This is a genomic window from Streptomyces sp. NPDC051677 (assembly GCF_044453465.1).
In the GTDB taxonomy this organism is placed as follows: Bacteria; Actinomycetota; Actinomycetes; order Streptomycetales; family Streptomycetaceae; genus Streptomyces.
This window is the reverse complement of record NZ_JBITCT010000054.1, coordinates 35672-60530: the sequence shown is the minus strand read 5'-3', so window position 1 is coordinate 60530 and position 24859 is coordinate 35672. Positions and strand designations below refer to the sequence as shown.

Below are 24859 nucleotides of genomic sequence, written 5' to 3'. Positions count from 1 at the left end.
GCCTTCGGGCCCGGACACCCGGGCCCGATCGGGCCGAAGGCGGGTCGAATCCCCACTTCTTGATCACACAGGAGAAACACCATGGCGAAGCCGCCTGTGCGCAAGCCTAAGAAGAAGGTCTGCGCTTTCTGCAAGGACAAGGTCACGTACGTGGACTACAAGGACACGAACATGCTGCGGAAGTTCATTTCCGACCGCGGCAAGATCCGTGCCCGCCGCGTGACCGGCAACTGCACGCAGCACCAGCGTGACGTCGCCACGGCCGTCAAGAACAGCCGTGAGATGGCGCTGCTGCCCTACACCGCCCAGGCGCGATAAGGGAAGGGTGACCGACAAATGAAGATCATCCTCACCCACGAGGTCTCCGGCCTCGGTGCCGCGGGCGACGTCGTCGACGTCAAGGACGGCTACGCTCGCAACTACCTGATCCCGCGGAACTTCGCGATCCGTTGGACCAAGGGCGGCGAGAAGGACGTCGAGCAGATCCGTCGCGCTCGCAAGATCCACGAGATCCAGACCATCGAGCAGGCCAACGCTGTCAAGGCTCAGCTCGAGGGCGTCAAGGTCCGCCTGGCCGTCCGCTCCGGCGACGCCGGTCGTCTCTTCGGTTCCGTCACCCCGGCCGACATCGCCTCGGCGATCAAGGCTTCCGGTGGCCCCGAGGTCGACAAGCGCCGTATCGAGCTCGGTTCGCCGATCAAGACCCTGGGCGCCCACGAGACGTCCGTGCGTCTGCACCCCGAGGTTGCCGCCAAGGTCAACATCGAGGTCATCGCAGCCTGATCGCTGCGCTCGGCTTGTAGAGCTGAGAAGGGGCCGCACCCGTTGGGTGCGGCCCCTTCCGCTTGCCTGTTTCACGTGAAACGTCGGTTTCACGCGGCCACCGGTTTCGCTTAGCCGTGGGTTTCACGAGCCCGCCGGTTTCACGTGAAACGGTCAGCGGGTGGCACCGGTGACGACCCAGCGGCCCGACCGGGCACGTAGCCAGAGGGTCAGCATCCGGACGGCCATCATCAGCGTCATCGCTCCCCACACCGCGGTGAGGCCGCCGCCGAGGACCGGCACCAGCAGGGCCACCGGAGTGAAGACGGCCAGAGTCAGCACCATCGCCCAGGCGAGATAGGGGCCGTCTCCCGCGCCCATCAGTACACCGTCCAGCACGAAGACGATGCCGCAGACGGGCTGGGCGAGTGCCACCACGAGCAGCGCGGGCAGCGCGGCCTCCCTCACGGCCGGGTCGCTGGTGAAAAGCGGCAGGAGGAGCGGTCTGCTGATCACGACCAACAGACCGAGCACGACACCCACGGCGATGCCCCACTCGACCATCCGGCGGCAGACGTCACGGGCGCCCTGGGCGTCGTCGGCACCGAGATAACGGCCGATGATGGCCTGCCCGGCGATGGCAATGGCGTCGAGGCCGAAGGCGAGCAGGCTCCACAGGCCCAAGGCGATCTGGTGCGCCGCGATGTCGTCGTCCCCGAGACGGGCGGCCACGGCGGTGGCGATCATCAGGATCGCCCGCAGCGAGAGCGTGCGGACCAGCAGAGGCACCCCCGCGTGGGCGGAGGCCCTGATGCCGGCGGCGTCGGGGCGCAGGGACGCGCCGTGGCGGCGAGCGCCCCGGATCACCGCCGCGAGGTAGACCACGGCCATGCCGCACTGCGCGATGACGGTCCCCCAGGCGGAGCCGGCGATGCCGAGGTCCGCGCCGTAGACGAGTCCGACGTTCAGGGCGGCATTCGCGACGAAGCCGGCGATGGCGACGTAGAGCGGTGTCCTGGTGTCCTGGAGTCCGCGCAGCACACCGGTCGCGGCCAGGACGATGAGCATGGCCGGTATGCCGAGTGCCGAGATGCGCAGATAGGTGGTCGCGTAGGGGGCGGCCGTGTCAGAGGCGCCGAAGAGCTCCACGAGCACCGGGGCGGTGGGCAGGACGGCCGCGATCACTGCGATGCCGAGCAGCAATGCCAGCCAGATGCCGTCCATGCCCTGGCGGATGGCGGCCGGGAGATCGCCGGCGCCCACCCGGCGCGCGACGGCGGCGGTGGTGGCGTAGGCGAGGAAGACGAAGACGCTGACAGCTGTCACTAGAAGTGCGGAGGCGACTCCCAGCCCGGCCAGTTGGGCGGTGCCCAGATGGCCCACGATCGCACTGTCGGCCATGACGAAGAGGGGCTCGGCGACGAGTGCGCCGAAGGCCGGAACGGCCAGTGCGACGATCTCTCGATCGTGCTGTCGCCGGGTGGCCCTGGGGGGCGCGGGAGCCTGTGTCATGGCCATCAATCTAATCGTCCACAGGTAAGTGATGCAATTGATTAGTGACCCTTACTTCTCCTGGCACTCCGTGTCCTCCGGCACGCCGTTCGAAGGGATCTTGGCCCGACTGGGCAACTTTTTCTTCTGCACAGCCGGTGGATGGGGAACGTGCAGGTCAGGGGCGCTTGGCAAGAAAAGACGAGGGCTTGTTCACAGCACTGTCCACCGGGTCGTGCACAGGTTTTGCGGAGTTCTCCACAGCATCGGGGCCGTCGTCCACATGGCCTGTGGATAACCAGATTGGCTGACGGTGCCCGTGGGCCTACCGTGGTCCGGCGCCCGCTCCGTCCGTCGGTCGAGAAAACCCTTACAAAACCGACGCGCCGCAACCGGAGTTGGGCCTCTCAGTTGTCAGTGCCGTGCCGTAGAAAAGAGGCACGGCGAGGTCCGCTCGGCGGACGGGAGGAGGTGGCTCGGTTGAGCATTTCCGAGCCCTTGGACGACCCGTGGGCCGACAGCGGCCCCAGTGATCGTCTGCCCTCTTCCCGCAGGCGCAGTGAGGGCGGGCGCGCCCGGGACGAGCAGCACGATCGCGGCCGGGACAGCGGTGAGTGGGAGGGCGGAGGCACCGCCTTCGAGCGGGTACCGCCGCAGGACCTCGACGCCGAGCAGTCCGTCCTCGGCGGCATGCTCCTGTCCAAGGACGCCATCGCCGACGTGGTCGAGGTGCTCAAGGGCCACGACTTCTACAAGCCCGCGCACGAGACGATCTACCAGGCGATCCTCGACGTCTACGCCAAGGGCGAGCCGGCCGACCCGATCACGATCGCTGCCGAGCTCACCAAGCGCGGCGAGATCAACAAGGTCGGCGGCGCGTCCTATCTGCACACCCTCGTCCAGACGGTGCCGACGGCCGCCAACGCCGAGTACTACGCGGAGATCGTCCACGAGCGCGCGGTGCTGCGCCGCCTGGTCGAGGCCGGGACCCGCATCACCCAGATGGGATACGCCGCCGACGACGACGTCGACGAGATCGTCAACCGCGCCCAGGCGGAGATCTATGCGGTCACCGAACAGCGCACCAGTGAGGACTACCTCCCGCTCGGCGACATCATGGAGGGCGCCCTCGACGAGATCGAGGCCATCGGCTCGCGCAGCGGCGAGATGACGGGCGTACCCACCGGCTTCACGGACCTCGACTCGCTCACCAACGGTCTGCACCCGGGCCAGATGATCGTCATCGCGGCCCGTCCCGCCATGGGCAAGTCCACGCTCGCGCTGGACTTCGCGCGCGCGGCGTCGATCAAGCACAACCTGCCGAGCGTCATCTTCTCCCTGGAAATGGGGCGCAACGAGATCGCGATGCGTCTGCTGTCGGCTGAGGCCCGCGTCGCCCTGCACCACATGCGGTCCGGCACCATGACGGACGAGGACTGGACCCGCCTGGCCCGCCGGATGCCCGAGGTGTCCTCCGCACCGCTCTACATCGACGACTCCCCGAACCTGTCGATGATGGAGATCCGCGCGAAATGCCGCCGGCTGAAGCAGCGCAACGACATCAAGCTCGTGATCATCGACTATCTGCAGCTGATGCAGGCCGGTGGCTCCAAGCGCTCCGAGAGCCGTCAGCAGGAGGTCTCGGACATGTCCCGTAACCTCAAGCTGCTGGCCAAGGAGCTGGAGGTCCCGGTGATCGCGCTCTCGCAGCTCAACCGTGGTCCCGAGCAGCGCACGGACAAGAAGCCGATGGTGTCCGACCTGCGTGAGTCCGGCTCCATCGAGCAGGACGCCGACATGGTGATCCTGCTGCACCGCGAGGACGCGTACGAGAAGGAGTCCCCGCGCGCGGGCGAGGCGGACATCATCGTGGGCAAGCACCGTAACGGCCCCACGGCCACGATCACCGTGGCCTTCCAGGGCCACTACTCGCGCTTCGTGGACATGGCGCAGACCTGATCCCCCTTGGGGTGAAATGAGCTCGACGCCGGCCGCGCGGGCCGGTGGACTGGGCCCATGACGACACCTCAGGAAGAGCTTCTCCCCGGCACGCGGCGTGCGCTGCTCCATCGGATCGCCGTGGCCCAGAGCGCAGGGCGTGCCCCGTCGGTGGTCGCCGCGGTCGTACGGGACGGGCGGGCTGTGTGGCACGGGGCACGGACCTCGGTCGACGGTCATGCGCCGGACGAGAACGTGCAGTACCGGATCGGCTCCATCACCAAGACCTTCACCGCCGTCCTTGTGCTGCGGCTTCGCGACGAGGGGGTGCTTGACCTCGGTGACCCGCTGGAGAAGCATCTGCCCGGCACCGGCGCGGGGGAGGCCACGGTGGCCGAACTGCTCGCGCATACCAGTGGGTTGCCTGCCGAGGCGCCCGGACCGTGGTGGGAGCGGACCCCGGGCTCGCTGCGGCCCGAACTCGCCGATGTCCTCGGTGACCAGGCCGCCCCGCACCAGGCCGGTCGCCGGTACCACTACTCGAACCCTGGTTACACCCTCCTGGGCGCTCTTGTGGAAGAGCTCCGTGGGGCGTCCTGGAAAGAGGTATTGCGGCGTGAAGTGCTCGAACCTCTGGGCCTCGATCGGACGAGTGTCCGGCCTCAGGCGCCGGCTGCGGGCGGGTGGGCGGTGCATCCGTGGGCGGACGTGATGCTGCCCGAGCCTGCCGAGGACTTCGGGCGGATGGCCCCGGCGGGACAGCTCTGGTCCACGAGCGGCGACCTCGCGCGATTCGCCGCCTTCCTGACGCGGGGCGAAGACCGGGTGCTGAGCGCGGAAACCCTGCGCGAGATGTGGACGCCCGCGGCTCCGGCCGGGCTGGCGGATGTGGCGGACGGCGCCACATACGGCCTCGGACTGCAGGTCCAGCACCGGGACGGCCGACTGCTCGTGGGGCACTCCGGCTCGGTTCCCGGATTCCTGGCGACCCTCACCGTGAGTGTGGCTGACGACGTCGCCGCGGTGGTGCTCGCCAACTGCACCTCCGGCCTTCTGACGTCCCAGGTGGCCACCGATCTCGTACGCATCGTCGCCGAGGCCGAGCCGCGGATTCCCGAACCGTGGCGACCGCTGCGGGAGGTCGACTCGTCCGCCCTGGCGCTGGCGGGCCAGTGGTACTGGGGGACGAACCCCTTCGCCCTGCGTGTGACGGCCGACGGGCACATCTCCTTGGGGCCGCTGTCCGGCGGCGGCCGGCGTTCCCGGTTCCGGCCGAACGGGGACGGCACCTGGACCGGTTTGGAGGGCTACTACGCCGGAGAGCTCCTGCGGGCCGTACGACGGCCGGACGGGAGCGTGGACCACCTGGACCTCGGGTCGTTCGTGTTCACGCGTCAGCCGTACGACGAGCGGGCGGCTGTACCCGGTGGCGTCGACCCGGAGGGGTGGCGGGCCATCGGCTAGCCACACGGCCGGGCGTGAGCGCGCTGTTTCACGTGAAACAGCGCGCTCACGCCCCGGAACGCAGTGCCTTCAGAGTTGCAGCTTGAAGCCCACGTGCGAGGCCACGAAACCCAGCCGCTCGTAGAAGCGGTGGGCGTCGGTACGTGTGTTGTCGGAGGTCAGCTGCACCAACTGGCAGTTCTCCCGCCGGGATTCCTCGACCGCCCACTCGATGAACCGTGTGCCCAGACCGCTGCCGCGCTCGTCGGCGTGTACCCGCACGCCCTCGATGATCGACCTGGTCGAGCCGCGGCGGGACAGGCCCGGGATGATCGTCAGTTGGAGGGTGCCGACGACGCACCCCTCACGGACAGCGACGACCAGGCGCTGGTTCGGGTCGGCGGTGAGCCGCTCCAGCGCGGTCAGATACGGGCTGAGGTCGTTCGGAGACTCGCGCTGTTCGCCCAGCGGGTCGTCCGCGAGCATGCCGACGATCGCGGGGATGTCCTCGGCGACGGCCGCCCGTATTTCAAGATCCTTCATGCCCGCGACTCTATGCACCCGCGGCGGCGGGTGCCTTCAGCGACTCCACGACCTGCACCAGCGGGGCCAGTTCCGGGTTCTTGGCGGCCTCGTCGAGGGCCTCGCGCAGGGCGGCGTCGTTGGTCGGGCGGGCTTCGGCGAGCAGCTTCAGACCGGCGTCGGTGACGTCGGTGTAGATGCCGCGGCGGTCGGTGGGGCACAGATAGCGCTCGAGCAGGCCGCGGTCCTCGAGCCTGGTCACCAGCCGGGTGGTGGCGCTCTGGCTGAGGACGACCGCGTCGGCCACCTGCTTCATCTGCAGATGCCCGCCGTCGCCGTCGTGCTGTCGGCTGAGCACGTCGAGCAGGGAGTACTCGCGCACGCTCAGGTCATGGCGGGCCTGCAGTGCGCGCTCGATGTGGGCCTCGATCCTCCCGTGCAGCAGGGAGAGGGCGCACCAGCCCTGGGCGAGGGCGGTGAGCGCGGGGTCCGTCGCAGTCATGGGTTCTCCTCGGTCCCGGAGCGGCTGACACCAGGATAGGACAACTTCGAAATAGACGGCGATTGCACTTAACCGGCGCTTGCAACTATTGTGAGCGCACGTAAAACGCTCATGCAATCGTCTCGGAAGGTGTCATCCCTTATGCCTCTCGCGCTTCTGGCCCTCGCGATCGGGGCCTTCGGAATCGGAACGACCGAGTTCGTGATCATGGGCCTGCTCCCCGAGGTCGCCGGCGACTTCGGGGTCTCCATTCCCACGGCCGGGTTCCTCGTGACCGGCTACGCGCTCGGTGTCATGTTCGGCGCCCCGATCATGACCGCCCTCGGCACCAAGGTCGCCCGCAAGCGGATGCTGATGCTGCTGATGGGTCTGTTCATCGTCGGCAACCTGCTCTCCGCCGTCGCCCCCACCTTCACCGTCATGCTGATCGGCCGCGTGGTGGCCTCCCTGGCCCACGGCGCCTTCTTCGGCATCGGCTCGGTCGTCGCGGCCGAACTGGTCGCCGCCGACAAGAAGGCCGGAGCCATCGCGATGATGTTCACCGGCCTCACCGTCGCCAACGTCGTCGGTGTCCCGCTGGGCACTCTCGTCGGACAGAACGTCGGCTGGCGCGTCACCTTCGCCGTCGTCGCCGCGCTCGGCGTCGTCGGCTTGGTCGGCATCGCCAAGCTCGTGCCCGAGCTGCCGAGGGCCGAGGGCGTCCACCTGCGGCACGAGCTGGCCGCCCTCAAGAACGCCCAGGTCCTGCTCGCCATGGCGATGACCGTCCTCGGCTTCGGCGGCGTCTTCGCAGCCATCACCTACATCGCGCCGATGATGACCCACGTGGCAGGGTTCGCCGACGGTTCCGTCACCTGGCTGCTGGTCCTCTTCGGGCTCGGCATGGTGGGCGGCAACCTCGTCGGCGGAAAGTACGCCGACCGCGCCCTGATGCCCATGCTCTACGCCTCGCTGGGCGCCCTGGCGGTCGTCCTGGCGCTCTTCACGGTGACCGCTCACCACAAGGTCCTCGCGGCCCTCACGATCGTTCTGATCGGCGCCCTGGGCTTTGCCGCCGTCCCGCCCCTGCAGAAGCGCGTCCTGGACCAGGCGCACGGTGCCCCGACCCTGGCGTCGGCGGTGAACATCGGCGCCTTCAACCTCGGCAACGCACTGTCCGCCTGGCTCGGCGGACTCGTCATCACTGCCGGCCTTGGGTACACCGCGCCGAACTGGGTCGGCGCCGCCCTCGCCGCGAGCGCCCTGCTCCTCGCCTTCGTCTCGGCCGCCCTGGAACGCCGCGACAGGACCTCGGGCGTTCCCGACGCCGTCGTCGCGGGCGGCACGCCCGCCGAGCGGCAGACGGTCGTCCGGCGCTGAACCCGGTCCGTCCGCCTGGCCGGCCCTTCTCTCACCTCTAGGAGAACGCCCTCATGAGCACCACCACCGTCGCGCCCCTGACCATCGACGACACGGAAGCCCTCGGCATGGCGGCCCCCAGCGCCGCCGAGGCCGCCGGGGTCGCGGTCGATGTCACTGTCCTGGACGCAGGGGGCCATGACCTCGTGGCGACGCTCGTCTGACGGCGGCGGTCCAACGAGGAACGCCGGTTCCGGGCGACGGGGGAACCGGCGTTCTTTCGGGTCTGCGGGTCCTCAGCCGGCCGCGACCGTCAGCGGGGCGAAGCGGCGGCGCCAGTCGCCCGGCAACTCCGTGATGCCGTAGGTCATCACAGCGTTGAAGGCAACGGGCTCCAGGCCACGTGCCTTTAGCCACGTCAGCAGTTTTTCGTGCCGTACGTCGATGTCGGTGCGCAGCGGCCGGTCCGTGTGGGCGGCGAGGGAGGACAGCAGTGCCTTCGCCGTCTCCGTGTCCCGGGCGATCAATGGGCCCACGACCTGAGTGTCCATGTTGGGCCATGCGGCCGCGTAGCCGATGATCCGGCCTTCGTCCTCGGCGACCCGCAACTGGTCGGCGAATGCGGGCAAGCGGGTGATCATGTGCGTGCGATCGGCGCCGAAGACCTCCTCGTCGAGCCGGAGGATCGAGGTCAGGTCCTCGGCGGTGGCCGCACGGGTGGCGACGCCTGAAGCCCGTTCATCCGGCGTGAAATGACCCCGCACCATTTCCGCCCGGCCCGTGGACTTGAAACCCAGCTCCTCGTAGAGCGGACGGCCATTCGGTGTGGCATGCAGCGTCAGAGGGGTGGAACCCATCAGGGAGATGACATGGCGCATCAGCCGTCGGCCGACGCCCTGCCGGGCATACCGCTCGGCGACCAGCACCATGCCGATGGCGCCGAAAGCGGGGCTGCCGTACGGCCCGTACTCGGTGACGACGCAAGCGCTGACGAGCCCTCGGCCGGGGTCGTCGATGCCGTATCCCTTGCCGGCCGAGAGGAGGAGGCCCCACTTGTGCTCCTCGCGCGGCCACCCCCGATCCTCGGACAAGTCGGCGCAGGCGGTGAGATCCCGGTGCGTCAGACGACGGATGGGTAGAGCGGTGAGGGGAGGAGTCGGCACGCAGGTCAGGCTGTCCGACCGGTGCCGTCGGCGTCCACCGGTTTCCCGTGGGCATACGTGCTTTTGGCCATGCTGCGGTCACTACGCACTCCGTCGAGCGCGAGGGCATGTTTCACGTGAAACAGAGGGACCGAGCAATGGCGCTGTTTCACGTGAAACAGCGGCGAGGCCGCTTGGGAGGAGGCTGTCAGGGAGTTGGCAGGACCGCCCGTTAGCCTCGGGGCATGGCGAGACTTCACCTCTTCGACCTCGACGGCACACTGCTGCACGGAACTTCCGCGCCGTTGGAGATTTCACGTCAACTCGGGCTGGAAGCCCAGACGCTGGTACTGGACCAGTCGATCTCGGCCGGATTGATCGGGCCGCCGGAGTACGCGGCGCAGGTGTATGACCTCTGGACACAGCTCACCGAAGAACATGTGACGGCGGCCTTCGAAGGGGCGCCCTGGCTGGCACGCATCCGCGAGGTCTGGGCGGAGATCAGAAACATGGGGGAGTACTGCGCCGTCGTGTCGCTCTCGCCTTCCTTCTTTGTGGAAAGGCTCACCGGGTGGGGCGCCCATGCGGCCTATGGATCCCGCTTTCCTGCCCTCCCTTTCGCCGAGCCCGTGGACCCGGCCGGGGTGCTGAGCGCTGCGGCGAAGGTGCTGATCGCGGACCGGCTGTGCGCGCAGTTCGGCCTGACGAGGGATGACTGTGTCGCGTACGGCGATTCGCTCTCCGACAAGGATCTGTTCGCGACCGTGCCGGTCTCGGTGGCGGTCAACGCAGACGACCATCTGTCCGGCCTCGCGACCCACTCCTACGTGGGGAAGGATCTGTGGGATGCCTATGAATTGGTGCGTGGCGCCTGTTAATTGAAGGAACCGGCGGTTGGTACACCCCGAGGGTGTTCCAAGAGGAAGGGCGGGACTTGTGCCGCGAGCGCCGGCCGGTATGGTCGACTCCGGTTCGCTTCCGGGACGAGAGGCGCGCGACGTGGTGCACACATTCCGCGCGAGCCGAGAGCAGGGCAATGCAGCCTAACGGGACGGAGAGATCGAAGACCTCCATTTCTGGTGATGTGACCGAGGCGCCCGCACAGGATGGGATGCTGCGGTGAGAGCGCTGCGCCCCATGTCACGCTCTCGCCTTACCTGTTCGCGGGGCGGAAATACGGGTGGACCGCGGCTTGCACGGTCGCGGAACCGAAGGGGAAAGCAACCCGTCTGCGGGGGAAGCAGGCACCTTCCGATCCAGGAAGTGCGCAGACCGACCGAATGATGTTCGAGGCGAGGCACACCATGGACGCTCCGACCACCAGGTCGGCCGACAACGGCACGTCCGGCGGCGGGGACGGATGGTTCACGCCGCGTAAGCAGCCGGAACCGGCTGCTGGGGGCGAGCAGGGGGCTTCAGAGGGCCGCCGTCTGGCCGCGCTACGCCCGGTGAGGCGGAACACGCCCGACACCCACGACAACGCACCTCAGGACGGCACCACGGACGTCGGGCCCCGAATACCCCCGGCCCCGCAGCCCTCCGCCGCGATGGCCGCCCCCGCAGAGTCCCGGATACCCGCAGAACAGCAGACACTCCCCGAGTTCCGGACCCCCACCCCGCCCCAAGGGGCCGTCCAACCGCAGGCGGCCGTGGAGTCGCAAGCACCCGTGGAGTCGCATCCGCCCGCGCAGCAGACCGCGTTGGCCGAGCCTCGTTCTCCCGCGCAGCAACCCACTGCCTCGCCCCTTGAACCCCTCGTGCCCGCCCGGCGGTCCGCACCCGACGAGGACGCGTCGCCGGACGCCATCCTCATCCGGCGCACCATGGACGAGGTGGCCCCGGCGGCCCACAAGGTCACCTCGTACTTCTACGCGATGCTCTTCGTCCGCCACCCCGACCTGCGCTCGCTCTTCCCGCCCGCGATGGACGCCCAGCGGGACCGGCTCCTCAAGGCCCTGCTCACCGCCGCCGAGCACATCGACAACACCCCGGTCCTCGTCGAGTACCTGAAGAACCTCGGTCGCGGCCACCGCAAGTACGGCACCCGGGCCGAGCACTATCCGGCCGTCGGCGAGTGCCTCATCGGCGCGCTGAGCAAGTACGCCGACTCCGTGTGGGACGCCGAGACGGAGGCGGCCTGGGTCCGGACCTACACCACGATCTCCCAGGTGATGATCGACGCGGCGGCCGCCGACGAACTGCGCGCACCGGCCTGGTGGTACGCGGAGGTTGTCTCGCACGACCTTCGTACGCCGGACGTCGCGATCCTCACCGTCCGCCCCAACCAGCCCTACCCGTTCCTCGCCGGGCAGTACACGAGCCTGGAAACGCCGTGGTGGCCGCGGATCTGGCGGCACTACTCCTTTGCCTCGGCACCGCGCTCCGACGGTCTGCTGACGTTCCACGTGAAGGCCGTCCCCGCGGGCTGGGTCTCCAACGCCCTGGTGCACCGCGCCCGGCCGGGCGACGTCATCCGGCTCGGTCCGCCGGCCGGTTCCATGACCGTCGATCACACCAAGGACAGCGGACTGCTCTGTCTGGGCGGCGGCACCGGCATAGCCCCCATCAAGGCGCTCGTCGAGGACGTCGCCGAGCACGGCGCCCGCCGTCCGGTGGAGGTGTTCTACGGCGCCCGCAGCGATCACGACCTGTACGACATCGACACGATGCTCAGACTCCAGCAGTCCCACCCCTGGCTGGAGGTGCGCCCGGTGGTGGACCGGCACGGTCTGCTCCAGCTGCCCGACGCGATACGCGCCTTCGGGCCCTGGACCGAGTACGACGCCTATGTCTCCGGCCCGCCCGGCATGATCCGCAGCGGCGTGGACGCCCTCCGCGGAGTCGGCATCCCCGCGGAGCGCATACGCCACGACTCGGTCGAGGAACTCGTCGCCGCCGGAAGCTGACCCGATGCCGTGTGGTCAGCCGAGGTCGGGAGCATGCATGGCGCGGACGCCCTCGATGTTGCCGTCGAGGTAATGCCGCAGGGACAGCGGTACGAGGTGGACGGAGGCGATTCCGACCCGGGTGAACGGCACGCGGACGATCTCGTACTCGCCAGCGGGTTCCTCTATCTCGGGGCCGTGCCGCTGGGACAGGTCCATGGACTCCAGGCGGCAGACGAAGAAGTGCTGCACTTTGACGCCGGTCGCGCCGCCGTCGTCGCCGATGTGCTCCACGGTGTCGACGAAGCAGGGCACGACGTCGGTGATCTTGGCGCCGAGTTCCTCGTGGACCTCACGGTGCAAGGCGTCCACGACGGTTGCGTCATCGGGCTCGACCCCGCCACCGGGCGTAACCCAGTAGGGATCCACACCGGGCTTGGTGCGCTTGATCAGGATCAGGTTGTCGCCGTCCAGCAGAACGGCTCGTGCGGTGCGCTTGACCACGGGTCGGACGGTCATGGGAGAAATGTGGCCCGGCTGGTTCCACGTGAAACATCGCGAAACGTCACTGGGCGAGCTCATGCTGTGACCTCATGCGGGAAACCGGGTCAGCACCACCCGGCGGCTGCCCCCAGCAACCACGCGTGGGCTCGCGCGACATGCGGCATCGCCAGCGTTCCGGTGCGCACCACCAGGACGTACGTCCGCAGCGGCGGCACCGCCGGCTCGTGCAGGGCGACGACGTCACGACGTTCGAGAGCGGCCGCACACAGGTAGCGGGGCAGAACGGCCAGACCGGCGCCCGCGACCGCGCAGGCGAGCACCGCCCGCAGGTCGGGGACGATGACGGTGCCCGAGGCGGCGGGGCGGGAGTCGAAGACGGAGGCCCAGTAGCGGGAGACGAAGGGCAGCGACTCGTGGACCTCGACGACAGGGAGGTTCTCCAGTGCGGACGCACCCTTGCGGCACAGCTTCCCCGTGTCGATCCGCTCGTCCCACTGCGGGGCGGCGACCAGGACGTGCTCCTCGTCGCACAGCAGCGTGGCCGTGAGCAGCGCTCCGCGCGGCCGAGCCGTGCTGATGGCCAGGTCGTGGTGTCCGGCGGCCAGGCCCTCCAGGACCTCTTCGGCGTTCCCGAAGGAGGCACGCAGGGCGAACCCCTGTCCGTCGTCGCCGGAGAGCTCTGTGAGCGCGGGAAGAGCCCGTTCGGCGGTGAACTCGAGGGGGCCGGCGAGGTGCAGTGTCCGTAAGGCGGACTCGTCGTCGAGGCCGGTCTCGGCGATCTCGACGAGGGCGTCGAGATGAGGGGCGGCCTTGTGGGCGAGCTCGTCGCCGATACTCGTCGGCGTCACACCGCGGGCCTGGCGCAGGAACAGGGGGCGGCCGAGCTGTCGTTCCAGCGTGCGGATCTGGGAGGTGACGGCTGGCTGGGACAGACCCAGCAGAGCGGCGGCGCGGGTGAAAGAGCCGGCCCGGTGCACGGTCACGAAGGTGCGCAGCAAGGCCAGATCCATGGAGTGTCCTCCCCTCTTCCCTGCTCTTTCCTCCGGCTCCGAGGCAAGGTCCAACTATAAATAAGTCGATAGGTCTCTGTCGCTAGAGTGATTGGACACTGACACAGAGTCAATTAGCCTTGTTCGCGCGGTTCTTCGCGCGCAGAACCGAGGACGGTCCGAGCCACGAGGGGGGAGGCTCGGACCGTCCGTTGTGCGGAGCGGGACTACGTAGGGGCGTGTGTAAGCCGGTCACGGCGCCGACTCCGCCAGCGCACGCAGCACATCCGCCACCAGGTCCTCGGGGTCCTCGGCACCGACGGAGAGCCGGATGAAGCCCTCCGGCACCGCGTCCCCGCCCCAACGCCCCCGCCGCTCCGCGGTGGAGCGCACCCCGCCGAAACTCGTCGCGTCGTCCACAAGACGCAGCTCCTCGAGAAAACGCTCGGCACGCGCGCGCGTGGGCAGCGTGAAGGAGACCACGCACCCGTAGCGCCGCATCTGCTGCGAGGCGACCTTGTGAGAGGGGTCGTCGGGCAGTCCCGGGTACCGCAGGGCACTCACCCCGGGCCTCCCCCGCAGCGCCTCGGCCACGGCCAGGGCACCGACGCTCTGCCGGTCGACGCGCAACTGCAGCGTGGCGATCGACCTATGGGCGAGCCAGGCCTCCATGGGCCCGGGGATGGCCCCGACGATCTTGCGCCAGCGCCGGACGGCCGTCATCGGTTCGCCGGCCCGGCCGGTGACGTAGCCGAGCAGGACGTCGCCGTGGCCCGTGAGCTGCTTGGTGCCGCTGGCCACCGAGAAGTCGGCGCCAAGCTCCAGCGGTCGCTGCCCGAGCGGGGTGGCGAGGGTGTTGTCGACGGCCACGAGCGCGCCACGCGCGTGTGCCGCCTCGACGAGCCGCCGGATGTCGCACACGTCGAGCCCGGGGTTCGACGGTGACTCGATCCACAGCAGCTTCGCGCCGTCGAGGACGTGGAGCTGAGCGTCGTCGCCGGTCGGCGCGGTGCGCACCTCGATGCCGTACGCCTCCAATTGTGCCCGCACCAGGGGCAGCACCTGGTATCCGTCGGCGGGCAGGACGACGGTGTCCCCGGCCCGCAGCTGGGAGAAGAGCACCGACGAGATCGCGGCCATGCCGGAGGCGAAGGCGAGCGTCTCGACGCCGTCCTGCCCCGGCGCCTCGAGCTCGCCGATGGCGCGCTCCAGGTGGCTCCAGGTCGGGTTCTCGTCACGGCCGTAGGCGTACGGGCCGGTGGGCTCGCCGGGCAGGTGGAAGTGCGCCGCGAACACCGGACCGGGGAGGGTCGGCTCGTGCTTCACCGGCTCGGGCAGCCCGGCCCGCACCGCGCGCGTACCCTCGCCGTCGCCTCCCGGAGGCCCTCCCTGCGGAGCGGAATCGTTCATGCCTCTTGTCCTTCCACGTCGTCACGCACCGCGGCGAGCAGACCGGCGCTCGCCGCCTCCACCATCTCAAGGCACTCATCGAAACCGTCCCGGCCCCCGTAGTAGGGGTCTGGGACGTCGAGGTCGTCGGAGGCCGCGGGGTCGAAAGAGCGCAGCAGCCGTACCTTCGCCGCGTCCTCCTCGGTGGGTGCGAGGAGGCGCAGGGCCTTGAGATGGCTCGAGTCCAGCGCGATCACGAGGTCGAGGCGGGCGAACCAGGCCGGCTCGAAGCGCCGAGCCGTGTGGTCGAGGACGTATCCGTGCTGCTCCAGGACGGAGAGGGTGCGGGGATCGGCGTTCTCGCCGTCGTGCCAGTCGCCCGTGCCGGCGCTGTCGACCTCGATCAGTCCGTCGAGGCCGGCGTCCGCCACGCGCGCGCGGAAGACCGATTCGGCCATCGGCGAGCGGCAGATGTTGCCGGTGCAGACGAAACAGACGCGGTAGGTCATCGCGGACTCAGTCCCCGTCGGGCAGGACGACGTTGAGCGCCCAGGAGACGACGGAGATGATCAGGCCGCCCAGGACCGCTGTCCAGAAGCCTTCCACATGGAAGCTGACGTCGAGCTTGTCGGCCAGCCACGAGGTCAGCAGCAACATCAGGGCGTTGACCACCAGGGTGATCAGACCGAGCGTGAGGATGAAAAGGGGAAAGGTCAGCACCTTCACGACCGGCTTGACCAGGGAGTTCACCAGGCCGAAGAGCAGTGCGACGACGATGAGGGTGCCTATCTTCTTGCCCGTGCTGTCACCGGTCAGAGTGATCTTGTCGAGCAGCCAGACGGCGACCGCCAGGGCGCCCGCGTTGGCGATCGTCTTGACTACGAAATTCTTCATGTGTCTGATCGTGGCAGAGAGATCGCAAACGAGCACCAAACGAGGGCGGACAAGGTCGATGAAGGCATTCCGGTTGGATGAACTGGAGGCGGAGCGAGCCGCCAACGACGGCGCCTACCTGCAGTTTCTGCGTGAGCGGAACATGTCCGTCGGGTTGTACGCGCTCGATGCCGGCACGCATGATCCACAGAACCCGCACAACCAGGACGAGGTGTACTTCGTCGTGAGCGGGCGCGCCTCGATCACCGTCGGCATGGAGACCACGCAGGTGGCGCGCGGCAGCGTGGTGTACGTGCCGGCCGGAGTCGCCCACAAGTTCCATCACATCAGTGAGGATCTCCGGGTCCTGGTGGTGTTCTCGCCGCCCGAAGGCTGAGCGTCTCCGCCTCGCAGCCGATCCGTGGCCTCGGGGTTCCCTAGGGGATCGGTCAGGGGAGGACAAGGGACGCGAGGCCCCCGTAGGCCCCCTCTTCGGACCTAGCATCGACGGCAGGACATCGAAAGGATCCGGCCCGACAGGGGTGCCGGACATCGACCGAAGAGGATGAGGACAAGGGCGATGCGAGAGATCTTCGCGGGACTGCCGTGGTGGGTGAAGTGGGTTGCGGTGCCGGTCATCGCGTTGGTCGTGTTCGGCGGACTGATAGCCAGCGTCGTCGGATTCGTTATCGGCCTGCTCTTCAAGCTGCTGGTCTTCGTGGCGCTGGTCGGCGGACTCATCTACGTCGTACGGAAGTTCATGTCGAGTTCGTCGTCGCGAAGCGACTGGTGAGCGGTCCGGGAGGCCGGTGATCGGTAACAGGAATCACCGGTTCCCTCGGCCGGGGGAAGTTTTCCTGACAGCCCGTCTGCAAGCGGTGGCGGACGGTTAAAGTCCGGAATTCGACGCGGGGAACGACCCCGCGAGCGGCGTACACCCCCCTCCCGTGTTCCCCCGCACGGACCGCCCCCTCGCGCTTCGGGAGTGACCCTTAGCCATGGTTGACACCGCCTCCGCACAGCCTTACGCACCCCCCGCCCGGACGCTTTCCTCCACACCCCCGCTCCAACGCCCGCCGAGCCCCGCCGTCCCCGAGCAGCCACACCCCGCGGCCACTCTGATCGGCTCCGTCCAGCGCGCGATGCGCCTGCTGGAGACCGTCGCCGAGCATGAGTACGGGGCTCCGGCCAAACAACTCGCCCGAGAGACCGGCCTCGCGCTGCCCACGGCCTACCACCTCCTGCGCACCCTCGTGCATGAGGGCTATCTGCGCCGGGACAAAGGGCTGTTCTTCCTTGGCGAGGCAGCCGAGCGACTCGGCAGCAGCGGGGCGGCGCAGAAACGTCGCAGCACGGTCGCCGACACCCTTGCCCAATGGCGTGATTCGATCGGTGTGCCCGTGTACTACGCGCGGTACCGCAACGGCGAGATCGAGATCATGTGCGTCTCCGACACCCCGGGCAACCCCGCCGTGGAGGAATGGGCCGACTTCCGCGAGACCGGTCACGCGCACGCCATCGGCCAGTGCCTGCTCTCCCAGCTGGACGAGGACGCCCGCCGCGACCACCTGGATCGCTACCCGGTGCAGTCCATCACCCCGTACACCGTGCGTGACAACCACACCCTGCTGCGGCGCCTGGAACGGACGCGGCGCATGGAACCGGTCGTCGAACGACAGGAGTACGCGCTGGGCACGGTGTGCGCCGCGATCCCGATCACCGTGGGCACCACGGCGGCGACGATGGCGATCTCCCTCCCCGCCCATCACGCCGACCGTTTGCTCCCGGCGGCGCGGCAACTGCAGAGCGAGGTCGGACGGATGCTGGGGTCAATCGCGATCTCTATCAGTATCTGAAAACTCACTCCTTGTGATCTGTTGTGTACGTTCAGCAAGATGCGGTGCAGTGTCAGGGGTTGATTACCGGCCATTCGACAGCAAATGACGGGGTAACGCGATGCGCGAGTCCGTACAGGCAGTACAGGCAGAGGTCATGATGAGCTTCCTCGTCTCCGAGGAGCTCTCGTTCCGCATCCCGGTGGAGCTTGGTTACGAGTCGTGCGATCCCTATGCCGTGCGACTCACTTTCCACCTGCCCGGTGACGCCCCGGTGACCTGGGCTTTCGGGCGTGAGCTGCTCATCGACGGAGTGGGCCGGGCGTGCGGCGAAGGGGACGTCCGTGTCTCGCCCGTCGACCCCGACGTGTTGGGAGAGGTGCTGATCCGGCTTCAGGTCGGGGGTGACCAGGCGCTGTTCCGCTCCTCGGCGGCTCCGCTCGTTGCGTTCCTCGACCGCACCGACAAGCTGGTGCCGCTGGGCCAGGAGGGCGCACTCGCCGACTTCGACGCGCATTTGGACGAGGCGCTGGACCGGATCCTGGCCGAGGAGCAGAGCGCCGGCTGACGCGTCGGCGGCACGGGGGTGACGGAACGCTTCGTCACGGGTGGGGCCATGCAGGAACGCTTCTTCTTGGGGTGGTGCGGGAACACTGGGCGCAGCCCGAGAGCCGGCCGGTGCGTTCGGCTCTCGGACGCGGGTGCCTGCCGCCTCAGCGCTTGCGCCGCCTGCCCCGGCCGCCCCGGCCCTGGGCGGGACCCGCGGCCGTCGCTCCTGCCGTAGCCGACGTAGCCGACGTAGCCGCCGGAGACGTCTCCGGCGTCGGGGCGGGGGCCGTCGCGATGCCCGGACGATCGGCGGAGACCACAAGGGCTGCCAGGGCCGTCGTGACCGGCACGGAGGCGACCAGGCCGATCGACCCCACCAGCGTGCGCACGATCTCCTCGGCGACCAACTCACTGTTGGCGACGGAACCCACACTGCTCTGGGCGATCGAGAACAGCAGCAGCAGCGGCAGCGCGGCACCGGCATAGGCGAGGACGAGCGTGTTCACCACGGACGCGATGTGGTCGCGGCCGATGCGGATGCCTGCCCGGTACAGCCCGCGCCAGCCCATCGACGGGTTCGCCTCGTGCAACTCCCAGACAGCCGAAGTCTGGGTGACCGTCACATCGTCGAGGACACCGAGCGAGCCGATGATGATCCCGGCGAGCAGCAGGCCACTCATGTCGATCGACGGGTACAGCCCGTGGATCAGGCCTGTGTTGTCGTCCGTGTTGCCCGTCAGAGCGGCCCAGTCGATGAACAGCGAACCCAGGACGCCGATCAGCAGCAGCGAGATGAGCGTGCCGAGCACCGCGACCGAGGTACGGGCGGAGAGACCATGACACAGATAGAGCGCGATCAGCATGATCGCACTCGACCCCACCACCGCCACGAGCAGCGGGTTCGAACCCTGCAGGATCGCGGGCAGGACGAAGAAGTTCAGCAGCAGGAAGCTGATGGCCAGTGAGACCAGCGCCATGACGCCCCGAAGCCGCCCGACGACCACGACGGCGACCGCGAAGATGAGGGCGAGCACGGTCATCGGGACACGGCGGTTCACGTCGGTGACCGAGTACTGCAGATCCTTCGGCGCGGAGGGCTCGTAGGCGACCACGACCTTCTCGCCCTGTTCCAACTGCCGTGACTGGTCCGGCTGGACGATCTCGGTGAACGTCCGGCCCTTGTCCTTGCCGGTGTCCACACGGATCGTGGCCTTCTTGCAGGATCCGGTCGCCTGCTGCTGTGCGGAGGATCCCTCGGCCGTGGAGGTGTCGCCGGTCGGGGTCTCGCTCGAGGCGTTCACCGACGCGCAGCTCACGCTCACGACCTTGGTGACCGTGGCCTGCTGGGTCTGCCGGTCGAAGCCGACCCCGGTGCGCTTATGCTCCGGGGCGCCACCGGGCCACAGCACCACGAGCCCGACCAGCACGGCCGCGCCGAACGGGATGAGGATGGCCGCGATGACCTTGCGCAGGTGCTTGGAGACGGGTGCCGCCGGGCCATGGCTGTGGCTGTGCGAATGCCCGTGTCCACCCCCGGAACCGGGGCCGTGCCCACCACCGGACTCCGGTCCATGACCGTCGCCGGAATCGTGACGTTGCCCATGCCCATGCCCATGAGCGCCGCCTGGGCCATGTTCGTGGCTGTCGCCGGGTCCCTCGCCAGAGCCGTGCCCAGAGCTGTGCCCGGAGCCGCCCCCGGGGCCGTTCCTGAGGTCGCCGCCCTGGCCACGCCCAGGGCTCTGCCCATGACCGTGCTCGCCGTGGCCTTCGCCGTATCCGTATCCGGGGCCAGCGCCGTATCCGGGGCCGGTACCGGTGCCGGGGCCGTATCCAGGGTCGTACCCGTACTCTCGCCTGTTCCCGGGTCCTTGCTGGTTGCCGTGCCCGGGCCCTCCGCCGGGCTCCTGTCCCCGGTCCCTGGGAGTTCCACCGCGCCCCAGTCGGCCCAGCCCGCCCAATCCACCGGCGTATCCGGGTCCGTGATCGGGGTTCTGCCCGTGATCACGGCCGCCCTCGTGACCGCTGTTGAAATCGCGGTCGTTCCCGGGGCCGCCTCCGGAGGCGCCGCCAGGGCCGGTGCCATTGCCGGGGCCGTTTCCGGAGCCCGGTCGGCGGGGCGGCTCGGGGGGCGGGTACGGGGGCTGGTGTGTCGTGGTCACCGACCGATCATCGCAAGAACGACAGGGGCCCTCTGTTCACCGCGCCCGAATTGACGCTAGCGTGGAGGCACCTTTGCACACGCGGGAGCTCGGAGCACCGGGCTGAGAGGGCGCTGACCTCCGTCTTCGCGATGTTTCACGTGGAACGTCTCTCGAATCGAGTGATGTTTCACATGAAACGTCGGCAGGCGGTAGCCGCTGCGTCGACCGCCGAACCTGTTACCGGGTAATGCCGGCGTAGGGAGTAGGTCTCATGACCAACAAGGACGCACGCACGCCTGCCTCCACGCAGAACGCGACCGGCGAAAGCGCGGTCGACACGAACACTACGGAGGCCGGGAAGTCCATCGGCTGGCACAAGGGGTATGTCGAGGGCGCTCGCCCCGATCTGCGGGTGCCGGTCCGACAGGTGCACCTCACCAACGGGCAGTCGGTCACGCTGTACGACACCTCCGGCCCGTACACCGATCCGCTCGCCGACACCGATGTCCGCAGGGGCCTGTTGCCGCTTCGCGAGAACTGGATCATCGCCCGCGGGGACACCGAGGAGTACGCGGGCCGCCCCGTCCGTCCCGAGGACGACGGCGTCAAGCACACGTCGCCGCGCGGCGGTCTGCGCAACCTCGACGCGGTCTTCCCTGGACGACCGCGCCTGCCGCGTCGCAGTAGGGACGGTGCGGCGGTCACCCAGCTCGCGTATGCGCGCCGAGGGGAGATCACGCCCGAGATGGAGTTCGTGGCCATCAGGGAGAACGTTTCTCCGGAGGTCGTCCGCGAGGAGATCGCGGCGGGCCGCGCGGTGTTGCCGGCCAACGTCAACCACCCGGAGATCGAGCCGATGATCATCGGCAAGCGGTTCCTGGTGAAGGTCAACGCCAACATCGGCAACTCGGCGGTGACGTCCTCCATCGAGGAGGAGGTCGAGAAGATGACCTGGGCGACCCGCTGGGGAGCCGACACGGTCATGGACCTGTCCACCGGCCGCAACATCCACACCACCCGCGAGTGGGTGCTGCGCAACTCCCCCGTCCCGATCGGCACGGTTCCGCTCTATCAGGCGTTGGAGAAGGTGGACGGCCGCGCCGAGGAGCTCACCTGGGAGATCTACAAGGACACGGTCATCGAACAGGCCGAACAGGGCGTGGACTACATGACGGTGCACGCCGGCGTCCGCCTCCCGTACGTCCCGCTCACCGCCAACCGAAAGACCGGCATCGTCTCGCGTGGCGGCTCGATCATGGCGGCCTGGTGTCTCGCGCACCACAAGGAGTCGTTCCTCTACGAGAACTTCGAGGAACTCTGCGAGATCCTCGCCGCCTACGACGTCACGTACTCGCTGGGCGACGGGCTGCGGCCGGGTTCCATCGCGGACGCCAACGACGCGGCACAGTTCGCCGAGTTGAGGACGCTCGGGGAACTCAACCGGATCGCGAAGCGTTTCCATGTACAGACGATGATCGAGGGCCCGGGACATGTCCCGATGCACAAGATCAAGGAGAACATCGACCTTCAGCAGGAGATCTGTGATGAAGCTCCGTTCTATACGCTCGGCCCGCTGACGACGGACGTCGCGCCGGCGTACGACCACATCACCTCCGGCATCGGTGCCGCGATGATCGCCTGGTGGGGCACGGCCATGCTCTGCTATGTCACGCCCAAGGAACACCTGGGCCTGCCCAACCGTGACGACGTCAAGACCGGCGTCATCACCTACAAGATCGCCGCCCACGCAGCCGACCTCGCCAAGGGGCACTCCGGTGCGCAGGAATGGGACGACGCGCTGTCCGACGCCCGCTTCGAGTTCCGCTGGGAGGACCAGTTCAACCTCGCCCTCGACCCGGACACCGCACGGGAGTTCCACGACGAGACACTTCCGGCGGAGCCGGCGAAGACGGCCCACTTCTGCTCCATGTGCGGGCCGAAGTTCTGCTCGATGAAGATCAGCCAGAGCATCACCGAGCGGTTCGGCGGTGGGGCGGCGGACGGGGCCTCGGCGGAGGAGATCGCCGAGGGGATGCTGGAGAAGTCGAAGGAGTTCGCGGCGAGCGGCAATCGGGTCTACCTGCCGCTGGCCGACTGACGGGCTGCCTGCCTGTGTGCCCGCCGGACGGCCTGCCGCCCCTCGTAACGGGCTGCCTGCCTTATGACGGGCCTTCGGCCACCCGGTTGCCCTGGGAGTCCTGCAGGGCGACGGGGAGTCGCCGGCCGACTGTCGGCACTGCACCACGGCCGGTTCGGCGTACGGCTTGCGCTCCCTTCGGCAGGGGTCGGCGGGGGCGCAAGCCGAGTGCCTATTCCGGCCGGTGCTCCGGGCCGCCGAACTCCGGGCTCGTGTAGTCCGGGCTGCTGAAGCTCGGGCGTGGCCCTGACGAACGGCCGTCGTCGGGGCTGGTGAAGCCCGGGCGGTCGTAGCCGATCTTCGGAAGGCGGCCGGTGGCGGCGGGCGGGACCGGGTCGGTGTGCAGGGCGGGCGCCGTCCCGGGAGCGGCGAGCGCCTCCCGGAGGAACGGCAGGATGCCGCGTTCCAGCAGCGCCTCCCGCCAGGCTTCCCTGGCCGCGGCGACCTCCTCGCTCAGCTCGCCGTACGGTTCGGCCTCCAGGGAGGGCCGGTTGCGCAGGGCGGCGAGCAGCAGCGCGACGGTGGCGACGACGATCGCGGCCACAGCCACGGCCCCGAACGCCCAGCCGGCGGTGAGCATGGTCCGGGCGAACGCCTGGTCGGGGTCCAGCGCCCTGAGGAGATAGCCCACGAGCAGGAAGATCACCGCGGCGGTCCCGGCGAGAACGGGGGTGAGGACGGCGGCGACGGCGCCCGCCCCGGCGGCCTCGGCGGCCTGGGCCGCCTCCCCCATGGTGGTGGCGAGCCCCATCGCGGCCGCGCCCGGCTCGGCGGAGCCGGTCTCGGACGTGGACGACGGGGTGGACGGCGCGGGGTGGCGCAGTTCCTCGCGGACCTTTATGTAGTGCTGGTACTCGGACGCCGCGGCCACCGTGATGAGCGCGGAGGCGTTGAGCGCCATGGTGCGCAGTTGTTCGGGGTTGAGCCGCTGTCCCACTGCGGCCAGTTCCGGGTGGTGTGGTGCGGAGCGCAGCGCCTCGTCGAGGATCCGCTCGTATTCCTGGCGGTCCTCGCTGTGCAGGTGCTGCGGAACGCTGTTCATGTGCATCCCCCGATGCTCCGTAGGGCTTGGGGCTCGCATGCCAACGAGCCGTCGGGCAGAAACGGAGGGGAGCCTGCTACGGATAAGCCGATGGTAGAGCGGCGACGGCATGGGGTGACAGGGGGTTTGCCGAAATTGGCCCCTGGCCTGCGGCGTCGCCGGGGTGTCCAAAGGGGGGCCTGGTCGGCCCCGGAACGCTCAGATATCCAGGGGCAGTTGCTGGACCAGCAGTTTTCCGGCCATCGTCACGCCACCGTCCATCGCGATGGCCAGTCCGTCGGCGTAGACGTGTGGTCCTTCGACATGCGGACCGCCGTTGTCCTCGCCGTCCTCGGAGCCGACTTCGCCCAGCAGGTAGGGAATCGGGCTGTGGCCGTGAACGATGCGGGTGCCGCCGTACGTATCGAGCAGGGAGCGGACTGCGTCGGCGCCGCCCTCGTCGCGGAAGGAGAAGCGCTTGGTGAACTTGCGGAACAGATCCCACACCTCGTCCGCGTCGTTGCGCGTGATCGTCTCGCGGACGGTGTCGTTGACCGCCTCGATCGAGTCCCCGTAGTCGAGGTAGGCGGTGGTGTCGGAGTGGACGAGCAGGTGGCCGTCGACCTCCTCGACGGCGTCGAGGCGGGCCATCCACTGCAGGTGGTGGTCCTGGAGGCGGTCCATGTCGTACTTCTGGCCGCCGTTGAGCAGCCAGGCTGCCTGGAAGGTGGCGGTGCCCGCGCCGGAGTTGACGGGGGTGTCGCCGAAGCGCTTGGCGCCGAGCAGCAGCAGCTCGTGGTTGCCCATCAGGGCCTTGCAGTATCCGCCGGCCGCGGCGGCCTCGGCGGACAGCCGCATGACGAGGTCGATGACGCCGATGCCGTCCGGGCCGCGGTCGGTGAAGTCACCGAGGAACCACAGCCGGGCGGTGCCCGCGCACCAGTTGCCGCCGGCGTCGATCAGGCCCTTCTCCTGCAGTGCGGCCACCAGTTCGTCGAGGTAGCCGTGCACGTCGCCGACGACGAAAAGGGGGCCCGGTCCGGTCGCGGGCAGCGGAGCCTGGACGGCCGTCGGGTCCACGGCCACCTGAAGGGTGTCGCCGCGGCGGTTGATGACGGGCAGGTCGCGCTGGGTGGGCGTGTAGCCCTCCGGATGCTCCAGTGGCTCCTCGAGGGGCGGCGCGGCGTTGCCGGGGTGCACGCCGTGGTCGTACGGACCGGTCTCATGGACGTACGCGGGCACCCGGAAGTCACGCAACGTCGCCGTCCGCTCCACCTCGGGTCCCTGACCGGCCCCCTGAGTCATCAGACCCCTCCACCATCGCGCCGCATCTGCACTCTTCGGGCTGCCTGGTCGCAGCGGCCCGCGGTGCCGTGCGCCCATCATAGGAATGCGGAT

The 24859-nt window shown here is 68.9% G+C and carries 24 protein-coding genes, 1 pseudogene and 1 riboswitch; of the genes and pseudogenes, 13 read left to right on the top strand and 12 right to left on the bottom strand.

Annotation, left to right across the window (positions count from 1 at the left end; translation table 11 throughout):
• The first annotated feature begins 81 nt into the window (after window positions 1–81).
• Together rpsR and rplI are read left to right on the top strand one after the other, a co-directional pair.
• Window positions 82–318, top strand: coding sequence for a 30S ribosomal protein S18 (gene rpsR / locus ACIBAF_RS41160; RefSeq protein WP_020130672.1), 237 nt, complete (start codon window positions 82–84; stop codon window positions 316–318).
• Window positions 319–336: 18 nt separating this feature from the next.
• Window positions 337–783 (top strand): 50S ribosomal protein L9, encoded by a 447-nt coding sequence (gene rplI / locus ACIBAF_RS41155; RefSeq protein WP_079661193.1) that lies wholly within the window; start codon window positions 337–339, stop codon window positions 781–783.
• A gap of 153 nt (window positions 784–936) precedes the next feature.
• Here rplI and ACIBAF_RS41150 read toward each other — a convergent pair whose 3' ends face one another.
• Window positions 937–2274: an MATE family efflux transporter gene (locus ACIBAF_RS41150; protein WP_399470493.1), complete on the bottom strand. Its 1338-nt coding sequence runs from the start codon at window positions 2272–2274 to the stop codon at window positions 937–939.
• Window positions 2275–2733: 459 nt separating this feature from the next.
• On the opposite strand from ACIBAF_RS41150, the gene dnaB reads away from it, so the two are divergent.
• Window positions 2734–4212 carry a replicative DNA helicase gene (gene dnaB, locus ACIBAF_RS41145; protein ID WP_399470491.1) on the top strand — a complete coding sequence of 493 codons (1479 nt, stop codon included), beginning with the start codon at window positions 2734–2736 and terminating at the stop codon, window positions 4210–4212.
• 57 nt (window positions 4213–4269) lie between these two features.
• Window positions 4270–5655, top strand: a complete 1386-nt coding sequence (locus ACIBAF_RS41140) for a serine hydrolase domain-containing protein (protein WP_399470489.1) — start codon at window positions 4270–4272, stop codon at window positions 5653–5655.
• A 69-nt stretch (window positions 5656–5724) separates the two neighbouring features.
• On the opposite strand, the gene ACIBAF_RS41135 is transcribed toward ACIBAF_RS41140, so the two are convergent.
• Together ACIBAF_RS41135 and ACIBAF_RS41130 are read right to left on the bottom strand one after the other, a co-directional pair.
• On the bottom strand, window positions 5725–6177 hold the full coding sequence (locus ACIBAF_RS41135) for a GNAT family N-acetyltransferase (protein WP_399470487.1): 453 nt from the start codon (window positions 6175–6177) through the stop codon (window positions 5725–5727).
• Window positions 6178–6187: 10 nt separating this feature from the next.
• Window positions 6188–6658: a MarR family winged helix-turn-helix transcriptional regulator gene (locus ACIBAF_RS41130; RefSeq protein ID WP_399470485.1), complete on the bottom strand. Its 471-nt coding sequence runs from the start codon at window positions 6656–6658 to the stop codon at window positions 6188–6190.
• A gap of 141 nt (window positions 6659–6799) precedes the next feature.
• Between ACIBAF_RS41130 and ACIBAF_RS41125 the strand changes: the two genes are divergently transcribed.
• Together ACIBAF_RS41125 and ACIBAF_RS41120 are read left to right on the top strand one after the other, a co-directional pair.
• A complete protein-coding gene (locus tag ACIBAF_RS41125; RefSeq protein ID WP_399470482.1) occupies window positions 6800–8017 on the top strand; it encodes an MFS transporter in 1218 nt (405 codons plus the stop codon).
• Window positions 8018–8070: 53 nt separating this feature from the next.
• A pseudogene (locus ACIBAF_RS41120) lies at window positions 8071–8196 on the top strand (heme-binding protein); the annotation flags it as partial.
• A gap of 96 nt (window positions 8197–8292) precedes the next feature.
• Here the strand turns inward: ACIBAF_RS41120 and ACIBAF_RS41115 are convergent.
• Window positions 8293–9159, bottom strand: a complete 867-nt coding sequence (locus tag ACIBAF_RS41115) for a GNAT family N-acetyltransferase (protein WP_399470481.1) — start codon at window positions 9157–9159, stop codon at window positions 8293–8295.
• Between the two features lie 224 nt (window positions 9160–9383).
• Here ACIBAF_RS41115 and ACIBAF_RS41110 point away from each other — a divergent pair, with 224 nt between their 5' ends.
• Window positions 9384–10016, top strand: a complete 633-nt coding sequence (locus ACIBAF_RS41110) for an HAD family hydrolase (RefSeq protein WP_399470480.1) — start codon at window positions 9384–9386, stop codon at window positions 10014–10016.
• Between the two features lie 426 nt (window positions 10017–10442).
• Window positions 10443–12044, top strand: a complete 1602-nt coding sequence (locus ACIBAF_RS41105; protein ID WP_399470479.1) for a globin domain-containing protein — start codon at window positions 10443–10445, stop codon at window positions 12042–12044.
• Window positions 12045–12059: 15 nt separating this feature from the next.
• Here ACIBAF_RS41105 and ACIBAF_RS41100 read toward each other — a convergent pair whose 3' ends face one another.
• The 5 genes from ACIBAF_RS41100 to ACIBAF_RS41080 all read right to left on the bottom strand — a co-directional run bounded on the left by ACIBAF_RS41100 (window position 12060) and on the right by ACIBAF_RS41080 (window position 15799).
• Complete coding sequence (locus tag ACIBAF_RS41100) at window positions 12060–12542, bottom strand: NUDIX domain-containing protein (RefSeq protein WP_399470477.1); 483 nt, start codon at window positions 12540–12542, stop codon at window positions 12060–12062.
• Between the two features lie 89 nt (window positions 12543–12631).
• On the bottom strand, window positions 12632–13537 hold the full coding sequence (locus tag ACIBAF_RS41095) for a LysR family transcriptional regulator (RefSeq protein ID WP_399470475.1): 906 nt from the start codon (window positions 13535–13537) through the stop codon (window positions 12632–12634).
• Window positions 13538–13768: 231 nt separating this feature from the next.
• On the bottom strand, window positions 13769–14926 hold the full coding sequence (locus tag ACIBAF_RS41090) for a cystathionine gamma-lyase (protein ID WP_399470473.1): 1158 nt from the start codon (window positions 14924–14926) through the stop codon (window positions 13769–13771).
• On the bottom strand, window positions 14923–15414 hold the full coding sequence (locus ACIBAF_RS41085) for a low molecular weight protein-tyrosine-phosphatase (protein WP_399470471.1): 492 nt from the start codon (window positions 15412–15414) through the stop codon (window positions 14923–14925). Before ACIBAF_RS41085 ends, ACIBAF_RS41090 begins: the two co-directional genes overlap by 4 nt.
• Before the next feature lie 7 nt (window positions 15415–15421).
• Entirely contained in the window at window positions 15422–15799 is a 378-nt protein-coding gene (locus ACIBAF_RS41080) for a phage holin family protein (protein WP_399470469.1), read from the bottom strand.
• A gap of 58 nt (window positions 15800–15857) precedes the next feature.
• Here ACIBAF_RS41080 and ACIBAF_RS41075 point away from each other — a divergent pair, with 58 nt between their 5' ends.
• The 4 genes from ACIBAF_RS41075 to ACIBAF_RS41060 all read left to right on the top strand — a co-directional run bounded on the left by ACIBAF_RS41075 (window position 15858) and on the right by ACIBAF_RS41060 (window position 18181).
• A complete protein-coding gene (locus tag ACIBAF_RS41075) occupies window positions 15858–16175 on the top strand; it encodes a cupin domain-containing protein (RefSeq protein WP_079661207.1) in 318 nt (105 codons plus the stop codon).
• A gap of 183 nt (window positions 16176–16358) precedes the next feature.
• Window positions 16359–16571 (top strand): DUF5326 family protein, encoded by a 213-nt coding sequence (locus tag ACIBAF_RS41070; RefSeq protein WP_079661208.1) that lies wholly within the window; start codon window positions 16359–16361, stop codon window positions 16569–16571.
• 205 nt (window positions 16572–16776) lie between these two features.
• Window positions 16777–17634, top strand: coding sequence for an IclR family transcriptional regulator (locus ACIBAF_RS41065; protein WP_399470466.1), 858 nt, complete (start codon window positions 16777–16779; stop codon window positions 17632–17634).
• Window positions 17635–17734: 100 nt separating this feature from the next.
• Window positions 17735–18181: an SsgA family sporulation/cell division regulator gene (locus ACIBAF_RS41060; protein WP_079661209.1), complete on the top strand. Its 447-nt coding sequence runs from the start codon at window positions 17735–17737 to the stop codon at window positions 18179–18181.
• A 145-nt stretch (window positions 18182–18326) separates the two neighbouring features.
• On the opposite strand, the gene ACIBAF_RS41055 is transcribed toward ACIBAF_RS41060, so the two are convergent.
• The gene (locus ACIBAF_RS41055; RefSeq protein ID WP_399470506.1) at window positions 18327–20102 is read right to left on the bottom strand and encodes a YibE/F family protein; all 1776 of its coding nucleotides are present in this window, start codon (window positions 20100–20102) and stop codon (window positions 18327–18329) included.
• 290 nt (window positions 20103–20392) lie between these two features.
• Window positions 20393–20582: riboswitch (TPP riboswitch) on the top strand.
• Between ACIBAF_RS41055 and thiC the strand changes: the two genes are divergently transcribed.
• On the top strand, window positions 20575–22401 hold the full coding sequence (gene thiC, locus ACIBAF_RS41050) for a phosphomethylpyrimidine synthase ThiC (RefSeq protein WP_399470464.1): 1827 nt from the start codon (window positions 20575–20577) through the stop codon (window positions 22399–22401). Its footprint overlaps the riboswitch before it by 8 nt.
• A gap of 211 nt (window positions 22402–22612) precedes the next feature.
• On the opposite strand, the gene ACIBAF_RS41045 is transcribed toward thiC, so the two are convergent.
• Window positions 22613–23488, bottom strand: a complete 876-nt coding sequence (locus ACIBAF_RS41045) for a hypothetical protein (RefSeq protein WP_399470462.1) — start codon at window positions 23486–23488, stop codon at window positions 22613–22615.
• 192 nt (window positions 23489–23680) lie between these two features.
• Window positions 23681–24766 carry a metallophosphoesterase gene (locus tag ACIBAF_RS41040; protein ID WP_399470460.1) on the bottom strand — a complete coding sequence of 362 codons (1086 nt, stop codon included), beginning with the start codon at window positions 24764–24766 and terminating at the stop codon, window positions 23681–23683.
• Between the last annotated feature and the right edge of the window lie 93 nt (window positions 24767–24859).